Source organism: Arthrobacter sp. GQ119, assembly GCF_059759125.1.
Genome location: NZ_JCAXEA010000004.1, coordinates 1 through 16,933, shown reverse-complemented (window position 1 = coordinate 16,933; position 16,933 = coordinate 1). Strand labels below are relative to the sequence as shown.

14 protein-coding genes and 1 pseudogene are annotated in these 16,933 nt (G+C 62.8%); 6 read left to right on the top strand and 9 right to left on the bottom strand.

All coding sequences use genetic code 11. The features are described 5' to 3' along the window. Positions 1-77 precede the first annotated feature (77 nt). From AC6CH3_RS04955 to AC6CH3_RS04940, 4 genes are all read right to left on the bottom strand, one after another. Positions 78-1,550 (bottom strand): multicopper oxidase family protein, encoded by a 1,473-nt coding sequence (locus tag AC6CH3_RS04955; RefSeq protein ID WP_498131385.1) that lies wholly within the window; start codon positions 1,548-1,550, stop codon positions 78-80. Continuing rightward, positions 1,550-1,807 (bottom strand): SHOCT domain-containing protein, encoded by a 258-nt coding sequence (locus tag AC6CH3_RS04950; RefSeq protein WP_498131384.1) that lies wholly within the window; start codon positions 1,805-1,807, stop codon positions 1,550-1,552. Before AC6CH3_RS04950 ends, AC6CH3_RS04955 begins: the two co-directional genes overlap by 1 nt. Positions 1,808-2,297: 490 nt before the next feature. After that, the gene (locus tag AC6CH3_RS04945; RefSeq protein WP_498131383.1) at positions 2,298-2,768 is read right to left on the bottom strand and encodes a pyridoxamine 5'-phosphate oxidase family protein; all 471 of its coding nucleotides are present in this window, start codon (positions 2,766-2,768) and stop codon (positions 2,298-2,300) included. Between the two features lie 122 nt (positions 2,769-2,890). Further along, on the bottom strand, positions 2,891-3,316 hold the full coding sequence (locus AC6CH3_RS04940) for a pyridoxamine 5'-phosphate oxidase family protein (RefSeq protein ID WP_498131382.1): 426 nt from the start codon (positions 3,314-3,316) through the stop codon (positions 2,891-2,893). Positions 3,317-3,798: 482 nt separating this feature from the next. On the opposite strand from AC6CH3_RS04940, the gene AC6CH3_RS04935 reads away from it, so the two are divergent. Continuing rightward, on the top strand, positions 3,799-4,263 hold the full coding sequence (locus AC6CH3_RS04935) for a pyridoxamine 5'-phosphate oxidase family protein (RefSeq protein ID WP_498131381.1): 465 nt from the start codon (positions 3,799-3,801) through the stop codon (positions 4,261-4,263). Positions 4,264-4,932: 669 nt separating this feature from the next. Here AC6CH3_RS04935 and AC6CH3_RS04930 read toward each other — a convergent pair. Beyond that, entirely contained in the window at positions 4,933-5,796 is an 864-nt protein-coding gene (locus AC6CH3_RS04930) for a universal stress protein (RefSeq protein ID WP_498131380.1), read from the bottom strand. Positions 5,797-6,311: 515 nt separating this feature from the next. Continuing rightward, positions 6,312-6,782, bottom strand: coding sequence for a pyridoxamine 5'-phosphate oxidase family protein (locus AC6CH3_RS04925; RefSeq protein WP_498131379.1), 471 nt, complete (start codon positions 6,780-6,782; stop codon positions 6,312-6,314). 161 nt (positions 6,783-6,943) lie between these two features. On the opposite strand from AC6CH3_RS04925, the gene AC6CH3_RS04920 reads away from it, so the two are divergent. After that, the gene (locus tag AC6CH3_RS04920; protein WP_498131378.1) at positions 6,944-7,453 is read left to right on the top strand and encodes a pyridoxamine 5'-phosphate oxidase family protein; all 510 of its coding nucleotides are present in this window, start codon (positions 6,944-6,946) and stop codon (positions 7,451-7,453) included. 61 nt (positions 7,454-7,514) lie between these two features. Here AC6CH3_RS04920 and AC6CH3_RS04915 read toward each other — a convergent pair whose 3' ends face one another. After that, on the bottom strand, positions 7,515-8,234 hold the full coding sequence (locus AC6CH3_RS04915; RefSeq protein WP_498131377.1) for a tellurite resistance/C4-dicarboxylate transporter family protein: 720 nt from the start codon (positions 8,232-8,234) through the stop codon (positions 7,515-7,517). A 294-nt stretch (positions 8,235-8,528) separates the two neighbouring features. Here AC6CH3_RS04915 and AC6CH3_RS04910 point away from each other — a divergent pair, with 294 nt between their 5' ends. Next, positions 8,529-9,992, top strand: coding sequence for an MGDG synthase family glycosyltransferase (locus tag AC6CH3_RS04910; protein WP_498131376.1), 1,464 nt, complete (start codon positions 8,529-8,531; stop codon positions 9,990-9,992). 171 nt (positions 9,993-10,163) lie between these two features. Here the strand turns inward: AC6CH3_RS04910 and AC6CH3_RS04905 are convergent, their stop codons facing one another. Then, positions 10,164-11,363, bottom strand: a complete 1,200-nt coding sequence (locus AC6CH3_RS04905; RefSeq protein ID WP_498131375.1) for an IS110 family RNA-guided transposase — start codon at positions 11,361-11,363, stop codon at positions 10,164-10,166. Between the two features lie 456 nt (positions 11,364-11,819). Between AC6CH3_RS04905 and AC6CH3_RS04900 the strand changes: the two are divergent. The 3 genes and pseudogenes from AC6CH3_RS04900 (at position 11,820) to AC6CH3_RS04890 (ending at position 15,217) form a co-directional block, all read left to right on the top strand. Continuing rightward, positions 11,820-12,739, top strand: a pseudogene (locus AC6CH3_RS04900) (IS110 family transposase). 416 nt (positions 12,740-13,155) lie between these two features. Next, positions 13,156-13,626 carry a hypothetical protein gene (locus AC6CH3_RS04895; protein WP_498131374.1) on the top strand — a complete coding sequence of 157 codons (471 nt, stop codon included), beginning with the start codon at positions 13,156-13,158 and terminating at the stop codon, positions 13,624-13,626. Between the two features lie 415 nt (positions 13,627-14,041). Continuing rightward, positions 14,042-15,217 (top strand): glycosyltransferase, encoded by a 1,176-nt coding sequence (locus AC6CH3_RS04890; RefSeq protein WP_498131373.1) that lies wholly within the window; start codon positions 14,042-14,044, stop codon positions 15,215-15,217. A gap of 844 nt (positions 15,218-16,061) precedes the next feature. Here the strand turns inward: AC6CH3_RS04890 and AC6CH3_RS04885 are convergent. Further along, positions 16,062-16,583: a transposase gene (locus tag AC6CH3_RS04885; protein ID WP_498131531.1), complete on the bottom strand. Its 522-nt coding sequence runs from the start codon at positions 16,581-16,583 to the stop codon at positions 16,062-16,064. Between the last annotated feature and the right edge of the window lie 350 nt (positions 16,584-16,933).

The window sequence follows — 16,933 nt, the reverse complement described above, 5'->3', positions numbered from 1 at the left end:
CCGGTTCTTCGACTCAACCCGACCTAAAGCCAAAGAACGCCGACGGGGGCGAAATAAAAAAAGCGACGACTGTGGTGCTATTGGCGGACTTCGATCACTCCCATCATTCCCTGATCCTCGTGGTCCAGGATGTGGCAGTGGTACACGGTTCGCCCCGCAAAGTCCTTGAATGCGACCCTGACCTTGACCTGTCCATTTGCCGGTACATTGACAACATCGCGCCAGAGGGGGGAGTTCGGAGTCCTGCCTTGGTCTTCCACGATCTGCATGGGCCACACGTGCAGGTGGACAGGATGGTCCATGGGGCTGGGATTCACCAGGGTCCATTCCTCCACGGTCCGGGCGGCCACGGTGGTGTCCGTACGGGTTTCGTTGAATTCCCGGCCGTTGATGGTGAAACTCATCATTCCCATTCCCATGCCCATGGTGCCAGTGGCGAAAGTCAGCTGCCGGCGCGCGGCAATGGCAGAGGTCCTCAAGTCTTCCGGGTCTTTCTGGGCGGGCACAGGCGGGAGCGGGGCCACCGGCTCACCGGACACGGAAAGAGTCGCCAGAACGACTCCCTCCTGGCCTTGACCGTCGTCCGCGGCTTGTCCTGCCGATCCCGGCCCCCTCATGCCGGCCATGCTGCCGCGGTCGTAGTACACGGCTCTAAGGGTGGAGTTGCCCGTGGCCGCTGCGACCAGAACATCCGCCCGGTTGCCGGGGGCGAGCAGGAGCTCTTGAACCTTTTCAGGTGTTTGGAGGCGTCCCGAGTCCATGCCGAGGAGCTGCATCTGCTGCCCGTCCAGCCGCAGCCGCAGGTAGCGCGACACGCAGGTGTTCACGATCCGCCACCGCTCACGCTCACCCGGCTGTGCATAGAGTTTCGGGTTGCTTTGCCCGTTCACCAAGACAAGGTCCCCTTCCCGTCCCATCATCCGTTCCATGGGTGAGACGTCCGAGACAGTCCCGCTGCCATCCAGTGTGATATCCGAGACCACCAGGACCCGCTCCCGGCTGACGACCAGGGGCTGGGCGTCCTCGACGATGATGGCACCAAACAGGCCTGCGAAAATCTGGTCCGCGACGAGACCGTGATGGTGGGGGTGGTACCAGTACACGCCAGGAGGGTGATCAACGGGGATGCTGTACTCATAGCTGAACGAGCCGCCCGGTTTCACACTGACGAAGATGTTGTCTCCGTTGCCCTGGGGTGAGACATGGAGTCCGTGGACATGCAGGTTGGTTTGGACGGCCAGGCTGTTGACCAGCTCGACGTTGAGCACATCTCCGGCACGCAGCCGCAGGGTTGGCCCGGGGAGCCCGCCATTATACCCCAGCGCCGATGCCTGCCGCCCCCCGAGCAGCAGTGTTCCTTCGGCAGCTTCGAGGCGGACCTGCAGCCGGCCATTGGTGCTGCGCAGTTCGGCCGGCTCGGTGAGATCCGCTCCGGACACCGGGGAGAACCGGGAATTCAGCGTCGCAAAGAGCCCGGCACCGCCAGCCGCCGTGCCTGCCGCACCAAGGCCTCCCAGCAGAAGAGCAGTCCGGCGGCTGATGGCCCGCATTATTGCTCCTCGCCAAGAACCCGTAACTGTTCGCGGTATTGCTCCGCCGACAGCTCACCCCGGGCGAAGCGCTCATCGAGGATCAGGCGGGCGCGGCTTCTTCCCGAGCAGGGTCCGGCCGGACCCTGCGGGCCGCCACGGCTCCCGCCGCCGACAAACAGGCGTACGGCGACCAACACGAGCAGCGCAATTCCGATGAGCATAAGCAGGCCCCAGAGCCACATCCAGCCCATGTTCGTCCCGTAACCCCACATCATGGCAGGCTCCCTTCCCTCGGACCGTTGTTGTTCCGATTCTGCGCCTGACCTCCACTGACCGGTAGAGACGGAAGGCCTCTGCGGGGGCACGACGCCAGATCCATCCGTCCATAGTCGGCTTCCCTGTTCACCACGGGCAGACGTAGAGCCGTTCAAGCACGGGAATCGAGCGGATGTTCGGGTCGCCGCAGCCGTGGGCAACTCCACCCTTAGAGCCGTGTACTACGACTGCGGCAGCATGGCCGGCATGCTGAAAAATGACAGGGCAAAGAAACCAAGGCTCACCCGTACCAGCCACTTCAGTCAGGAACAAGCGATGAGTCCCCACCTGCGTTCCATTGCCCGGCGTTTTGTCGAGAACCGTTGCTCACCCAGGTTGTAGTCGACAAGGCATGTTGAAGTCGACCGGGACAAAACGCAGGAGGGTGCCCTGTGAGGTCCGGGCCCACCGGGCCCAGGAGGCCCGCAATGTACTGGGATCCCCGCTGTGCTACTCCAGTCCTGGGCGGGTGGCGTCGTCCAAGGATCTGTGCCACATCAGAGGGGTGGTGACGCTGAAACGCCTGCCTGTTACAGACCGGGGAATGATCCGAATCAGATGGTCTTGTCCAACTCCCTGCCAAGGAAAAAGTGCGCGACGGATTTGGTCCACGGCTGGACCGGTGGGTGTTGTCTCCTCCGCCCGGCCTTTAACCACAACGCTCCAGGCCAAACCGAATTCGGCGCTGACAGCATCCGCCTCCAAGGCAACGACGGCGTCGGCTTCAATCGCCTGCTGCTTGGTTCCGCTGCCGGTGCGGAAGACGAGTGTCTGGTTGTCCACTGTGAAGTTCACCGGGAAGACGTCCGGATGGCCGTCGACGATAACCGCGAGCCGTCCCACTGTCGTTTCACTAAGTAGCCTCCAACAATCGTCCGGATCGAGAATCTCTGGGTCGGGCACCATATTCTTGTCCATCATGTAGCGATCCTACGCGGGGTTGCTCGATGCAACAGAGTCCAAAACCGGAAAAGCGGTGAGGCTGAAGATCGTCCTCGCACCGTCCGTCCGAACCTCGAACAGGAGCAGTGACTTGTGGCGGGTCAGAAGCGCTCTGGCTGCTCACCCAAGTTGAAGTGCCGCCCGCTGATTCGCGACGGCTTGATTTCCACGTAGAAGTCCTTGAGCGTGGGAATCCATGTCTTGAGGTTCAGTGCCTCGGCTGCGGCTATGTCCGAACTCTGCTCAAGCACCTGGGCTTTTCCCTTGACTACTACGCTCCAGGCTTCGTCAGAGGTGATGCCATCGGTTTGGAATACGACGTTTTCATTGATGGTCAGCTCGGCAAGCTTGGTGCCAGGCGCCGTCCGCAGCAGCAGGACGCCGTCGTGAGCGCGGTAGTTGATGGGAAAAACATCCGTTTCACCGGCGGCGTTCAGGACCAGACGACCGTGCTGGGTGTTCTCCAGCAACTTCCAGCACTGCTCATCAGTAAGGACAAGGACGGGGTCTTCATGCGAGAACATCATGGTTACATCCTTCTGACGTTCGTAGAGCAAAGTAAAGGGGAAACGCAGGATAAGTAGTTGGCGGATGTTGTATCGGCCTATCCGTACCTGTGCCTACCTAGGGTGTCGGCATGGCTGTCTAATACTTTAGCGCGGCCGTGAGACCGAATCGCGGGCCGCCGAGTGATACGCCAAAGAACGGCTGGATTAACACGCAGCCCGCGAGTCGAACACCTTACCGAGAGATCATCAACGGGCGCTGGGGAGCAGAGCATCACAGCAGTGGAGCCAACGCCACCAGCACCGTAGTCCCAAAACTAGCCGAACAGTTACAGGACCCTATGGCACCAGTGCGACGACATCATGGTCCAGGTGGAACCCCTCATGGAGGCTCACCCTCTTCACAAGGTCCTGACCTCGATGCCCGGCAGATCCGTGATTGCCTGAGCTCTTCTCTGTCTGCCGCAGATTTCCATGGGCGGGAGCAGGTATCGTGGCTGTTCATGGATAGTGGTACGAACCCAGAGGGAAAACTGAGCTTCGACGATTGCTGGGAGCTGTTGGCGGCTGGGATCGTCGGGCGAATCGCTCTGATTGTCGATGGTCACCCGGAAATCTTTCCGGTGAATTACGTCCTGGAGAGCCGGAGCATCGTTTTCCGAAGCGCCGGCGGTACCAAGCTGTGGGGTGCAAAGGCAGGCAAACCGGCAGCTTTGGAGATCGACGGTTACGATCCGGCGAACGAAGAGGCGTGGAGTGTAGTGGCGCGGGGCGATACCGAAGTCATCAGCAACCAGGAGGAGAAGGCAGTGGCCGACGCACTCCACCTTGAGCCGTGGCAACCCGGAGCCAAAGACAACTACGTCCGGTTAACACCCCGGGTCCTGACTGGACGCCGCTTCAAGGTGAACAGGCCTGATCTGTGGAACACGCGCCTGAACGATGCCCGGCGTTCTTCCTTCGAATAGCGAGCTGGAGCCTTCCTTCTGGCCGGGGGCTGCCATGCTCGGGGGCTGCGTATCGCACGCATTCCCACCAGCCGGGGCGTTGGCTGAGTCCCTTATGCTGCGGCCATGGACGCCCTGACAGCCCCACGAGCGCCAAGCCAATCCTCACTCTCACGGTGAAGCCGGCTCCGGACAGTAGCCTGGAGCGCGTTGCGAAGGGCCTTCCTGAAAGCGTCGGGATGAACGACCGGATGCCAGCGGCCGAGCAGAGGCTCTTTCCTTGGAAACCTGGGGTCAAGGAGAGCCTGATCCGCGTCGTGCCCAGTGAAGTCAGTGGTCGACGTTTCGTTATCAGCTCGCCTGGACGATGGTAGTCTCCTCGGGAACCCTGATCAGTCGTTTGGATTCAGGCACTTCCGCTCATGGGTAGGAAGGTGCCGATATGAAAGATCTGGGCGACTTTGGACGGCCCACCGGGGCGAGACTCTACTCCTGCCAGAGCCGAGGCCTAGAATCACCGCCATGGACACCTCTCAGACAGGGCCGAAAGCTGAAGTTCTTACTGTGGACGAGTGCTGGAAATATCTGGATTCCTCCTACATCGGCAGGCTGGCAGTAATCGATGGAAAGGTACCCGAGATTTTCCGTACTAATCGCCCCGTCCCGCGGTTGACGGTTTCGAGGACATAGCTAACTGTGGTCTCTGTGCCTCGTTGTGTTGCGCCGTGACATAAGCACAGGGCCGTTGGCATGATGGAGGACTGCATGCGCTGTGGACCCGATGGTTCCCCTGATCAGGCCGTGGCCCTTGGTGCCGACGACTGTCACACTTGCGCCCTGGGCTGCCTTCAGAATGGCCCGGGGAATGGAAGTGTCGGTAAGAAGTTCTCCGTCGACGTTGGTCCCCGGCGCCAGCTCACGGGCTCTACTGAGGGCCGAGTCGAGAGTTGCCTCCGGCTGCTCATCCATCTCGTCCCGGAGCAACCTGTAACCGGCAGGCGTGTGCTGTACATGAAGGACTTTCAGGTCCGCACCTGTCAAGGAGGCCAGAGTGCATGCATCTTCAAGGGCCGCGGCCGAGCCGGAGCTGTCAACGGCGACCATGACGGGCCCGTCAGGGTGCTCGTCTGACCGAATCACTGCAACGGGACAATCCGCGGTTGCTGCCATTTCCAGACTCACCGACCCGACGAGAAGCCCCATGAACCCGCCGATGCCACGGCTTCCCACGACGAGCATTTCGTGGCCGGCGGAAATTTTGGGGAGATGTTCAAAAGCCCACCCGTAAAGAAGGCTGGTTTCGACCTCCAGCCCCGGTGCTGCATGCTTCGCGTGCGCCAGGCCCTCTTCGAGAATGCGGGCGGAATGTTCCCGTCCGCTGTCTGCACGACCCGGAACGGGCCCGCGACCGTCGGGAGTCGGCACCGGCCACAGTGTGCAGTGAACCAGACGCAGGGGGCAGTTGCGCAGAGCTGCCTGTCTCGCAGCCCAGCTGACGGCTTGTCCTGCTTCAACCGAGCCGTCATAACCCACCACGACAGTTTTCTCAGGCATGGATTGCCCCCCTTTTTCGATATCACGTTCCGGCGCGCTTTACTCTGACCCTATACGCGACGGGCCGGAGAAAGCCGAAGGGTAGTTCGGTTCAGTGCGCGACCAGAAGGGGGATTTTTGCAACGTTCGGCAATCGAAGAGCTGACACAGCGCATCAGAATGCTCTGGAACCCACCAGTCCGCGGCTTCCGAGGAGCAGTACCTGGGGTTCTTGCTGTGCAGGTGCCTGCGGTGAAGCTCTAAGCCGATCGCTTCTTAGCGCATTCCTTCACTTCCAAGAAGCATCAGACTGCTCAGCGACAATGCCCCCCACTCAGGGTTGACAGGCGCTCGTTGCTCCAGGACCAGTCTGTGGCCGGGATCAACGGTGCGGACTGTATCCATGCTTGTCCGAGGTCCGCCCGAGGCATTTCTCCGGTGAGCCATATCTTGTTTGCCACCACAAACGTCCCCACGTTCGTCACGATGACGGTGACAAGGCGAGCATCGGACCGGTCTTGGTAGCCGATGCTTTGTTACTCCACCGATGAGCGCTTTGCGCCTTCATCAGGGGTCCACCACAGGTTGGGAGGGGCGACGGTGAACCTGCGCCCGGAAATCGAACCCGGCACCACGCGCACAAAATGGTCTTTCTTGCCCGCCTCCCAGGGAAACAGCGGCAGAGAGAATGAGTTCACAACATCCTCGGTCTTCGTCAGCAGCTCAGCCCTGCCACGGACCACAACGCTCCAGGCCACTCCTGTTTCCGGATTAACTCCGTCAGCTTCCATCGCCACCGGAAAGTCACCCAGACTGGCCTCAAGTTTCGTACCCACCCCCGTTCGGAAGACCACTGTTCCATGATCCGTCGTGAAGTTTACGGGAAAAACATCGGGCCCGTCTTCAAGCCAGACTGCCAGACGGGCCACGGACACCTGCCGTAACAGATGCCAGCATTCCTGACTTTCCAATTGCTCTGTCCTGGGCACCGTGGGCTTGTTCTCCATACCGCCGATCCTAAGCTCAACCGCTTCGGAGGGACAGGGCACTGAAGGTGCGTGCTGTGACTTTCTTTGAGGAGTGCCCCGTGCGACTCTAAAGGTCTCCGGTCTGAGGGCGGAGGCCCTTCTGCTCTACTGCCTCGTCACTCAGGTGTAAGCTCGGCCGCATGAACACGTCGGAGGAAGCGCCGGAAACAGAGGTTTTGAGGATCCACGAGTGCTGGAGGTACCTTCGATCCTCCTCCATCGGCCGGCTGGCCGTGGTCGGCAGCGCAGGTCCGGAGATCTTTCCCGTCAATTATCTGCCGGAGGAGGCAACACTGATTTTCCGGACAGGCCCGGGAACCAAACTGGATGTTTTGCTGGGCGGGGGCCCTGTTGCGTTGGAGGCGGATGGACTCAACCGCTACGGGACCATTGCCTGGAGCGTCGTCGTGAAGGGCCACCCTGAGGCCGTAGGAGGCAATGACCGTGATGAGACGGCGGAGGGTCAGGGTGTCTCCCCTTGGGAGCCGGGAGCCAAGGATTTCCTGATCCGCATCACGCCCACGGAAGTCAGTGGTCGCAGGTTTATCATCAACCCGCCCGGAAAATGGTGGTCGCCCAAGGAGCCCTTGCTGCTGCCGGCCGAGGCGGCGACAAGGCAACCGGGGAAATCCGACAGACAAGCATCCTAGTGAACAATGCCGGAATCGTAAGTTCCAAACTGCGACCCGGCCACGGAGCCATACGCTACCCTTACGGTGCCGCGGGCTTGGGGCGGAAGATTGTGGACCACAGGTGCCAGAGCATCCCTGCAAAAGTTGCGAGGAACGCTTCGACAGCAACCCAAGGCTCGGCGCGGCCGATAGCAGCGACGATGGGCAGACTGTCTGCGCGCCCAAGATAGATGCTGGCCACGGCGTACATGCCGAGGGGGGAGATGACGCTCCATCGCCCTGGCTCGAAGGCCAACGGTACGCGGTGGATCACGTGCCTCCACCACCCGGCCGCGAGGAGCACGGGGAAGAGCCAGGAGGCGAAGGCCCAGAAAACCACAGACGAGCCTGCTACCAGCCCCCGCGTCGCGTCCACCATGGGCGCGCCGGACATTTCTACGATTCGCGCGCCGGCGAGGACGCTGATCGCCAAGGCGCCCATGGCAACGAAGTACTGCGGGCGGAGGTCCTCCGGACGGATGGGGTAGGTCATGAGCCGCAGCGAGACGAAGATCCCCTCAGCGCCAGCCAACGCACCCGCGAAACCATCCCCGCCAAGGATCTCGAGGACGTCAAGACCTGGGCACGGACCCGAATCGAAGCCCAGGGCGCCGAGTTCGGAGCCATCTACGCTCCAGTCAGCGGGAGCGTCGCACCAGGAACGGGGGTCCCTCGTGTCCAGTTTCGACCGTTCAGTGGGCTGGTACCGATAACCAGTGCAAGCGCTCCACGTTCCGCTCAAGGCCTTGGACGTGCGCACATCCGCTTACATCCACCAGGCACTGAGGGTCATGCAGGCCACGGGAGCCGCCAATGGCAGCCCACGGACGCTGTGAAACAGAGGGCCTCCGCCCTTAGCTTTCCTGGCAGAGCCTGACTGTCCGGCATATAGGACATCACCGCCGGGGCGCAGGCTCGTCAGCGCCACGCTCCTGGCAACCGGGACCTAGACAACATCAAGCTGGCGCTTGCGGGAACGGAACCGCCCCGGCGATAATGGCCGGGTCCGGACGGGCAGGACCTGACTTCACTTCATATCGTCTAGTCTGTCTTCATGCGCAGGACGTCGGCACGAGGCTCAGGCACCGCTGGAGGTGAGCGCGTACTGGTCCTGTCTGCGGGGGTGGGAGCGGGGCACAACAGCGCCGCGGCGGCGGTGCAGCAGGCGTGCGCCGGGCGCACTGATATCGCCGAGGTGCAGGTGCTGGATGTGCTGCAGGTGAGTAGCGTGCTCTACCGCGCATTGCTGGGGAAGGGTTACTTCGTCCTGGTCGAGGACTTGCCCTGGCTGGTCGAGTGGGGCTATGACATCAGCAACCCGCCGTTCCGGCGCCGCGGCCCAATCGACCCCTGGACATGGGCGAACGCCGTTCCGGTCATCAGAGCCATCAAACGATTCCGACCGACCGCGATCGTGTGCACGCACTTCCTGCCCGCCCAGCTGTTGGCGTCACTGCTCCTTGGCGGCGTGATTGACGCGAGGACCGCTGTCGTGACGACGGACTATGACTTCCAGGGCCTGTGGCTTACGGGCGCGTTCCACGCGCTCTTCGTGGCCAGGGAGGAGGGGAGGGCGGAGTTGCTGGCGCTCGGCCTTCCTCCCGACCGAGTCGCGGCCACCGGCATCCCGATCGCCAAACAGCTCAATGCCGCGCCCCCGCGTGATGCCAACGAGCCCCCGATGCTGCTGATTTCGGCGGGCGCAACCGGCGGCGACTATGCGGTCTCGGTGGTGCGGCAGACGATGCACATGCGCTCGGCGTTCACGGCCACGGTCGTGTGCGGACGCAACGATACGCTGCGGCACCGCATCGAGCAGCTGGTGGCGCCCGCTGGCGACCGCTACCGCGTGCTCGGCTTCACGGCGGAGATGCCGCAGCTGCTGCACCGCGCCGACCTGTTTGTGGGCAAGCCGGGCGGGCTTTCGGCGTCGGAGTGCATGGCTGCAGGGCTGCCCATGGTACTCGTGAACCCCATCCCGGGGCAGGAGGTGCGCAACGGCGACTACCTGATGGAGCAGGGGGCGGCCGTCCGCTGCAACACCGCCGCGACGATCGGCTGGAAGATCGACGAGGTGCTGCGCGAGCCGGGACGCCTGCAGCGGATGCAGGCTGCAGCGCGGAGAACCGGCCGACCTGATGCCGCGGCGAACGCGCTGACCGGCCTGCTGGACGGGCCGTCACGTCCGCTGGTCGTGACCCGGGCGGCGCAAAGGACAATTCTCGCGGCGAGCGAGCAGCGCTTCGTCGCGACCGATCTGACGGGACCCTCCTCGCTGGTCCGCCTGATCGACGCGGCTGCGGGTAGCACGGTCGCGCTGCTGCAAGCCGAGGAGCTGGGGGGTCTGCAGAAACGTTACGCGACTCGGAACGGGGGTCTGGTGCTGCGGAGGGGCCAAGCGCCCCTGTCGCTCCGGGGGGAGGAGCGGCGGTTGCTTCGCGCCATGCTGCGGGGCGACGACGCGCTGCCTGTCCGCGTCCTGGGACTCTCGGCACCGCCTAGCATCCTTCCCGGGTGACCGGCGGGACGCGGGCCATATCGACCTCAGGCCGGCCGTCCGGGACACCTTCCCGAGCGATCGGTCCCACCGGGGGTCGCAACCGGGCCGCGTTCGCCCAGCTGACCGGGCTGTGTTGGCCGGGGAGCAGGGCCCAGTCGCCCGCGCGGGGGGGTGTCCCTATGCTTTTCGTCAAGCGGCCTGGGCGGGTTTTTCTTCATAAAAGGTGCCGTGTCTGAGCATGGAGTAGATGACGTCGCAGCGGCGCCGGGCCAGGCAGATGACGGCGGCGTTGTGTTTCTTTCCCTGGGCCCGTTTCTTTTGGTAGTAGGCCTTGGAGGCCGGGTGATGGCAGCTGGCGATCCACGCGGACCTGAAGAGTGCGTTCTTGAGCTGTTTGTTCCCGGAACGCGCGGGGAATTCACCGCGGATCGAGGTTCCGGAGCGCCGTGTCACGGGGGCGATGCCGGCGTAGGCGGCCAGGTGCCCGGCGGACGTGAAGGTCCCGGCATCGCCGATGGTCAGGAGTATGGTGGCTGCGGTCTTGATGCCGACTCCTGGCATGGACATCAAGACCTGGGAAAGAGGGAAGTCATCGAGGAGTTTTTCGACTTCTTCGGCCACGATGGCGCGTTGGTGTTTGAGTTCCTTGATCTGGGCGGCGACGCGGGGAATGACCAGTTCGACGGCCTCGGTGCCGATCACGGTCACGCTCTGCTCGCCCAGCGCCGTAAAGACCGCATCGATGAGGTTCACCGGGTCCTTTCGGCTGTGGTTTCTGGCCCAGCGCAGCACGTTGGACCGCCCGGCGGCCCGCAACCCGGCGGGTCCGGAGTACTTGATGAACAGCTCCAGAACCAGCGACCGGGTCAGCACGGTTCCGGGAAAGACACGCTCCAGCGCGGGGAAAATCTGCAGCAGCAGGGAACGCAGACGATTGATCGCCCTGGTGCACTCGTGGGTCAGGTCCGCATCGAATCCGGAGAGCACCTTCAGCGCCGCGAGCACCTCGCTGTCCCGGTCAACGGCCCGCAAAGTGTGCGGCATCGCACGTGCCGTCTCGGCAATAATGAACGCATCGCGCGCATCCGTCTTGGACTTACCCGGATACAGATCGGCCGCTTTACGCATCGCAAGCCCCGGCAGATACGCCACCGTGCAGCCGCAATCCCGCGCCACGGCTATCGGCAACGCACCAATGGTGTTGGGCTGATCCACGATCACCAGCACCCTGCCGTGCTGCTGCAGATCAGTGAACAGCTCCCGCAGCCGCGCCTCATCCTGCGGCAACGGCTTATCGAAGACCCTCTCGCCCGCGGCATTCAATGCGGCGGCGTGATGCTCGGACTTGCCGACATCGAGTCCGCAGTAAACCTCGTATCCCTCGTCCATCCGGCGCTCCTTTGCACCACTACCTGGCCGCAGTCACGACACCCGATGCTGGCACCCACGTTACAAAGAGACCTGGCACCAGTGGAAGGAGCCGGCCGTGTCCCTATCAGCAGTCAACGCGTGCCTCCGAACCCGGCGACAACACCCCCCTGTGAGTCTTGATGTGGCTGGTCCGGGACCGGCTGGCAGGGTTGGTACTGGCCGCCCCTCCCGAGGCTGTGACTCAACACCCCCTCGGCCCTTTCATGGGCCTTGGATCCGAATTGTCCGGCCTTGGGAATGGCGGCCGGCGCCTGCCCGGCCCACACCGATGGCTTGATCAGAAGACTGCCCAGCCCCCTTGGGGACCTGTGGCCCATCACAGGAATGCCTCGGATGACCTTCACCCGGGCCGACGCTGGCCGCGTAGTGCGGCCAGAACATCTGCCCGTTCGTGAGGAAGGACCCTTGGCCGCGATGACCACTGTCGCACACACATACCCGTTCGTTATAGGCGTCGACACCCACGCCCGTACCCACACCTACGCCGTGCTCGCCGCCAACGGCGAACACCTGGGTACCGAGGCCTTTCCCAACACACATGCAGGCAGAGCGCGCGCGATTGCGTGGGCAGCCCGGCGCACCGGCGGCGACCTCGGAGCCCTCTGGGTCGTCGAAGGAAGCGGAAGCTACGGGGCCCTGCTCGCCGGCACCGTCTCACGGGCAGGCTACCGCGTAATCGAAGCGCCCAGGGTCAGGGCCTACGCGCCCGCCCGGCGCGGGACTGGAAAGTCCGACCCGCTGGACGCCGGTGCGATCGCCGCAGCAGCCCTCCCACTCGAAGAGACGCATCTGCGCAACCCGCGACAGGACGATGGAATCCGCGCCGCTCTGCGGATCCTGGTCGCCACCAGAGAACAGATGACGTTTGAGCGGACCGCGAAGGTCAACGCCCTCACTGCACTTCTCCGGAGCATCGACCTCGGCATCGACGCCCGCAAGCCCCTCACCGATGCCCAGATCACCGAGATCGCTCACTGGCGCACCCGTGACGAAGCCCTCGCTGCCGCCATCGCCCGGGCAGAGGCAGTCCGCCTCGCCAAGCGCATCACCGTGCTCGATGCCGAGCTCAAGGACAACAACACCCGCACCACAGAGCTCCTCGAGGCAAGCCCGCGGCGCCCCTATTGCAGGAGACCGGCATCGGCCCTGTCACTGCCGCCGTGGTCAGGATGGTCCACGACCCGGCCACCCGCGCCTACGCCGAGCGACGGAAGGCCGAAGGCAAGACGCCACGCGAGATCCGGCGGTGCCTCAAGCGCTACCTTGCCCGCCGCCTCTACCGCGCCCTCAACGCACTCCATGCCGATGACAGCACATTCACGAGCGCAGCTTGACAGATATAGAAGATTCGGATCATCAAATGACAGGGCAAGAAAGTCATACCGGGCCCAGCGACCAAATCCCCGGCCCTCGGGGACCCAATAAATGTAACGGGGTCCTTCGCCGATTCTTAGAGAACGCCATCAGCTCTTCCTCTACCGGATTATTGGAGGGTGCCTTGTTGCTAGACGATGACGTCTTGACGGCGGCATATGGCAGGGCCAACATGAGAGGACATGTTGGCGGTCTCCTGAGAGATGGCGGTTGATCATGGTCCGGGGACGTTTTGACAACAGTTTTTGGACCCAGCAGTTTCCGAAATGGGCAGGGCGCCGCAGCGATGCTTGGCGGGGTGCTCTGGGTCCTTGCCGCACTCGTTCACTCCTTGGAACCCACCGGCTGTATAGCTCTGGAATGCGATACGAGAGCAATGCGCAACACGACCGGGATTGTGGCATTAGCGAGCTTTGCCGCTTTGGCCCTGATCCTGGTGGGCATAGCGTGGCTAATGCTGCTGGCACGTCGGTCCGGCCGCCACACCAAGCTGGCGAGTACCGGGCTGATTCTCGTCGCCATCGGCCTTGTCACGTTGCTGGCCGGCGGGCTGATCCAGACCCTGTCCTTCAGCGGCGACTTCCCCGGGATGCCTTACATCGTCATCCCGGCCCTACTGGGGCTGGTCGCCGGCCTGCTGCTCATCGGGATATTCATCCTTCGTTCCGACGTTCTTCCCCGATGGCTCGGGATCTCCTTCATGGTCAGTTCCGTCGCCCTTGTGGTGGCCAATGAACAGACACTTGCCGTCCTCCTGTTCATCCCGTTCGGGCTGGCCATGGTGGCGGCAGGGTGTCTCATCTGGACCGGCGGAACCCGCTATGCAGTCGCATCTGTCAGGAGGTAACGGGTCGGTTATTGGGACGATACTTGGAAGACTTTCAAGTAGACGATGTGTTTCTTCCCAAAAAGGAAGCGATTCTTCCAAGACGTCATGAAGCCCAGGAATATACCGACGCCGGTACAGCCGAACGCGTCACGCTGCGGTTCATGGCGGGGCAACAGAGACTAGAACCGTGACTGTCAGGGCTACCCCCTTTAGGAGGTTTTCGGACGCAGGTTTGCGGGGTCGGTCGCCCCGCCTGTTTCGCTCAACATGACTGTGGGCGATTGGCTAGGAATGTTCGAGAACGGAGGCAGCAATTGTGAGTGGCGCCATCGTCCGTCGTCGCTACCTCGTGGCCCTCGTCGACGCAGGGGGGACAGTCCCGCCCGCTCTCGGCCTCGCGGCGGAGCTGGTGCGGCGTGGCCACGGAGTGCACGTGCTTTCCGATCCCACTGTTGAGGCCTCGGCTCTGTCAGCGGGGTGTTCCTTTTCGCCCTGGCATGAGGCACCTCATGTCAACTCCCGCGAGGAGCAGACGGCACTGCTCGCCGCGAGCGAGGGTGGTAACCCGTACCGCGCGTTCCGCGCGATACGGGACTATGCGGGCAAGGACATGACGAGCCGGTTTGCCCAGGACGTTGTCAGCACCGTGCAGGTCGTTCCAGTCGATGCGATCCTGAGCGACGGGTTGCCAGGAATGCTGATCGGAGCGCAGGCGACAGGGCAGCCTACGGCGGTGTTGCTTGCCAATATCTACGCGCGCCCGACGCTGGGCCTACCACTCTTCGGCACGGGGTGGTCGCCGGGTGACGGCAGGTTCGTAAAGGCCAGAGACAGTCTGGCCCCCGGCATCGCCACGTGGCTAATTGGGCGCACGCTCCCGCGCATCAATTCGGTCGCGGCACGGTATGGCCAGGCTCGGCTCCGCGATGTCTTTGAGTTGTTCGACCGGTGCAAGCGGGTGTTGGTGATGACTAGTCCGTCCTTCGACTTTTCCGCACCGCAGCTCCCGGCGAACGTCCGTTACGTGGGGCCTCAACTTGACGATCCTTTCTGGGCTGTCGAAGCGGAGTGGTCGAGACCTAGCAGTCAGCCCCTCGTGCTCGTCGCCCTGAGCTCTGTGTATCAAAATCAAACCGAGCTGCTACGCAGCATTGCCCAGGGGCTGGGCAGGTTGCCGGTCAGTGTCGTGCTGACTACCGGCACGGCGGTGGAACCTCGCCAGATCCCTGCTTCGCCCAACGTCCAGGTGTTGCGAGCCGCACCCCACCAACGTGTCCTGACTGAAGCTGCCGCCGTAGTCACCCACGCCGGTCATGGGACCGTGATGAAGGCGCTGGCTGCTGGAGTACCGATGGTCTGCATACCGATGGGGCGTGACCAGAAGGACAACACGGTACGGGTGCTGAGACTGGGAGCCGGCGTGCAGATCGGAAAGCGGTCGACTCCCGACCGCATAGCCGAAGCCGTGACCGAAGTGATTGGTCGCCCGCAGTACCGGACAGCTGCCCGCCGGTTCGCCGACGTGCTCGCACGGGAAGCGGCCAGCAGGCCGAGCGGTGCAGACGAGGCAGAGGCAATGCTCGCCGATCCCTCCGATGTACCCGGTTAGCGGACTCCTTTGATCTTTTTGATTTGGGCATCGTTGATGTAGCCTTTCCGACGGCGGAGCCGGAAAGCCCGAAAACCATCATGACGGTAGTACCGGGTATGGGCTTATCGGGCTCAAAGAGAGAGTGGAAATCGCCGGGGGAAGCATCAAATGGGGGCCTAACGACAGAGGGTTCTTTCTCAGTGCCCGCCTTCCCTCTTCGCCCTAGTGCACTCTTCGGATCTAATCGTGGTCCAGGACTCGATGCGGTGCCGGGGTGAGAGGAGTCAACGCCTTCACGCGGGTAGCGAGCAAGCGAACTGAAGACTTCGCCGTCGAGAACGGCATTGTGTCCCGAGGAAGTTGGGCGAACCGGCAGCGAAGCCAACCTCCCGAAGTGCCTCCAACCTGTCAAGGATGGGGTCAGCTCCCCAGTGGGCGTTTGCGAATGAATGGATCTGGGGTGGTCAGCAGAGTGCGCGCGCCGGTGTGGATGTACTCCTCAACGCCGCGGGTCCCGTCAAACGGATGCGGGGCACTGACGATTAGTTGTTCGACAGCCTGTGTCTCTGGGACGTGAGGTGGTGGAGAAGCGGGCCTTGCTGAAGATGCGGTCCTTCGCCCGTGTGGATGTAGCTCACACCGGTCTGAGCCAAACTGCCATAGTCATATAGCTATCTTGAGTCCAACGTCACTTCGGAAAAGTCGTTGTCACCATGCCACGAACCGGAACAGCAGACGCCTGACGGGCGTTCCTGATTCGCCCCTATACAGGAGTGCGGACGACTTCGGATATTCCGTGCAGACGACTTCTAGTACGAAAATGGACGCACGCTAGTGGGCATTTTCGTTAGTTCGTCGGGGGTCAGGCGGCCAGTGCCTGTTCGTGTTTGCCCAGGCGGCGCAGGTAGTCGTTGAGGTTGGCGCGGGTGTATTTCCAGTCGAAGGGTTCTGCCGTGCTGTTGTAGCGGTGCTGGAAGGAGAGCACGCGCTCCGCGAGCTGATCGAGGTCTTTGAAATCGCCCCCGGTGATGGCCTTGCGCTGCAGGATGGAAAAGTAGACCTCCACCTGGTTCAGCCACGAGGCATGCACGGGCAGGTGGATCAGGGTCGCGGCCAGCCAGTCGGCGTTCATCCGCTCGATGGAGCGGGCCCCGTTGTGGGATGATCCGTTGTCAACCACCCAGAACACGCGTTTGGCTGAGGCATAGGGCTCGATGGTCATGACCTTTTCAACAAGTTCGGTGAAGGGCTTGATCCCGGTCTTTTCCGCGATCGTGCCGATCACGTTCGGGTGGTGAACGTCGTGGGCGGCGAAGTAGGCCAGGGTCCCGCCGCCGCGGTATTCGAACTCGATCCTGCGAGTCTGTCCCGGGCCCGTGCCCAGTCCGGCCCTGCGCCGGCGCAGGGCCTCTGAAGCTGGGATTTCTCATCTAGTACGATAAATGGACGCACGCTAGTACGAAAATGCCCACTAGCCCCTGTCGTTCCTCCCGGGGCCTGCGGCCCGCAGAATCGGCTACGGCCCTCCTGCGTCGCTGATTTCCTCCGCAGATTCCGCGGTCCTCGCCCTTTGGGTAGACAGGCTTCCGTCGGCCACAGCTCTGCAAGCTTCGCCAGCAGCCAAAAAACAAATATCGGCCTAAACGGTATGAGGCCGGCCAACCCAGTGCAAGCACATCGCAGAACGCTACTTGAGCCAACGTGCGTCTAGGCTCGGCAAGCGGGAGAGATTCT

Coding starts and splice junctions, on each gene's coding strand:
- AC6CH3_RS04945 (WP_498131383.1), bottom strand. CDS start 2,768: ATGATGGACAAGAATATGGTGCCCGACCCAGAGATTCTCGATCCGGAC.
- AC6CH3_RS04910 (WP_498131376.1), top strand. CDS start 8,529: ATGCGCAGGACGTCGGCACGAGGCTCAGGCACCGCTGGAGGTGAGCGC.
- AC6CH3_RS04895 (WP_498131374.1), top strand. CDS start 13,156: ATGCGCAACACGACCGGGATTGTGGCATTAGCGAGCTTTGCCGCTTTG.
- AC6CH3_RS04905 (WP_498131375.1), bottom strand. CDS start 11,363: ATGGACGAGGGATACGAGGTTTACTGCGGACTCGATGTCGGCAAGTCC.
- AC6CH3_RS04940 (WP_498131382.1), bottom strand. CDS start 3,316: ATGATGTTCTCGCATGAAGACCCCGTCCTTGTCCTTACTGATGAGCAG.
- AC6CH3_RS04920 (WP_498131378.1), top strand. CDS start 6,944: ATGAACACGTCGGAGGAAGCGCCGGAAACAGAGGTTTTGAGGATCCAC.
- AC6CH3_RS04950 (WP_498131384.1), bottom strand. CDS start 1,807: ATGATGTGGGGTTACGGGACGAACATGGGCTGGATGTGGCTCTGGGGC.
- AC6CH3_RS04925 (WP_498131379.1), bottom strand. CDS start 6,782: ATGGAGAACAAGCCCACGGTGCCCAGGACAGAGCAATTGGAAAGTCAG.
- AC6CH3_RS04935 (WP_498131381.1), top strand. CDS start 3,799: ATGGATAGTGGTACGAACCCAGAGGGAAAACTGAGCTTCGACGATTGC.
- AC6CH3_RS04930 (WP_498131380.1), bottom strand. CDS start 5,796: ATGCCTGAGAAAACTGTCGTGGTGGGTTATGACGGCTCGGTTGAAGCA.
- AC6CH3_RS04955 (WP_498131385.1), bottom strand. CDS start 1,550: ATGCGGGCCATCAGCCGCCGGACTGCTCTTCTGCTGGGAGGCCTTGGT.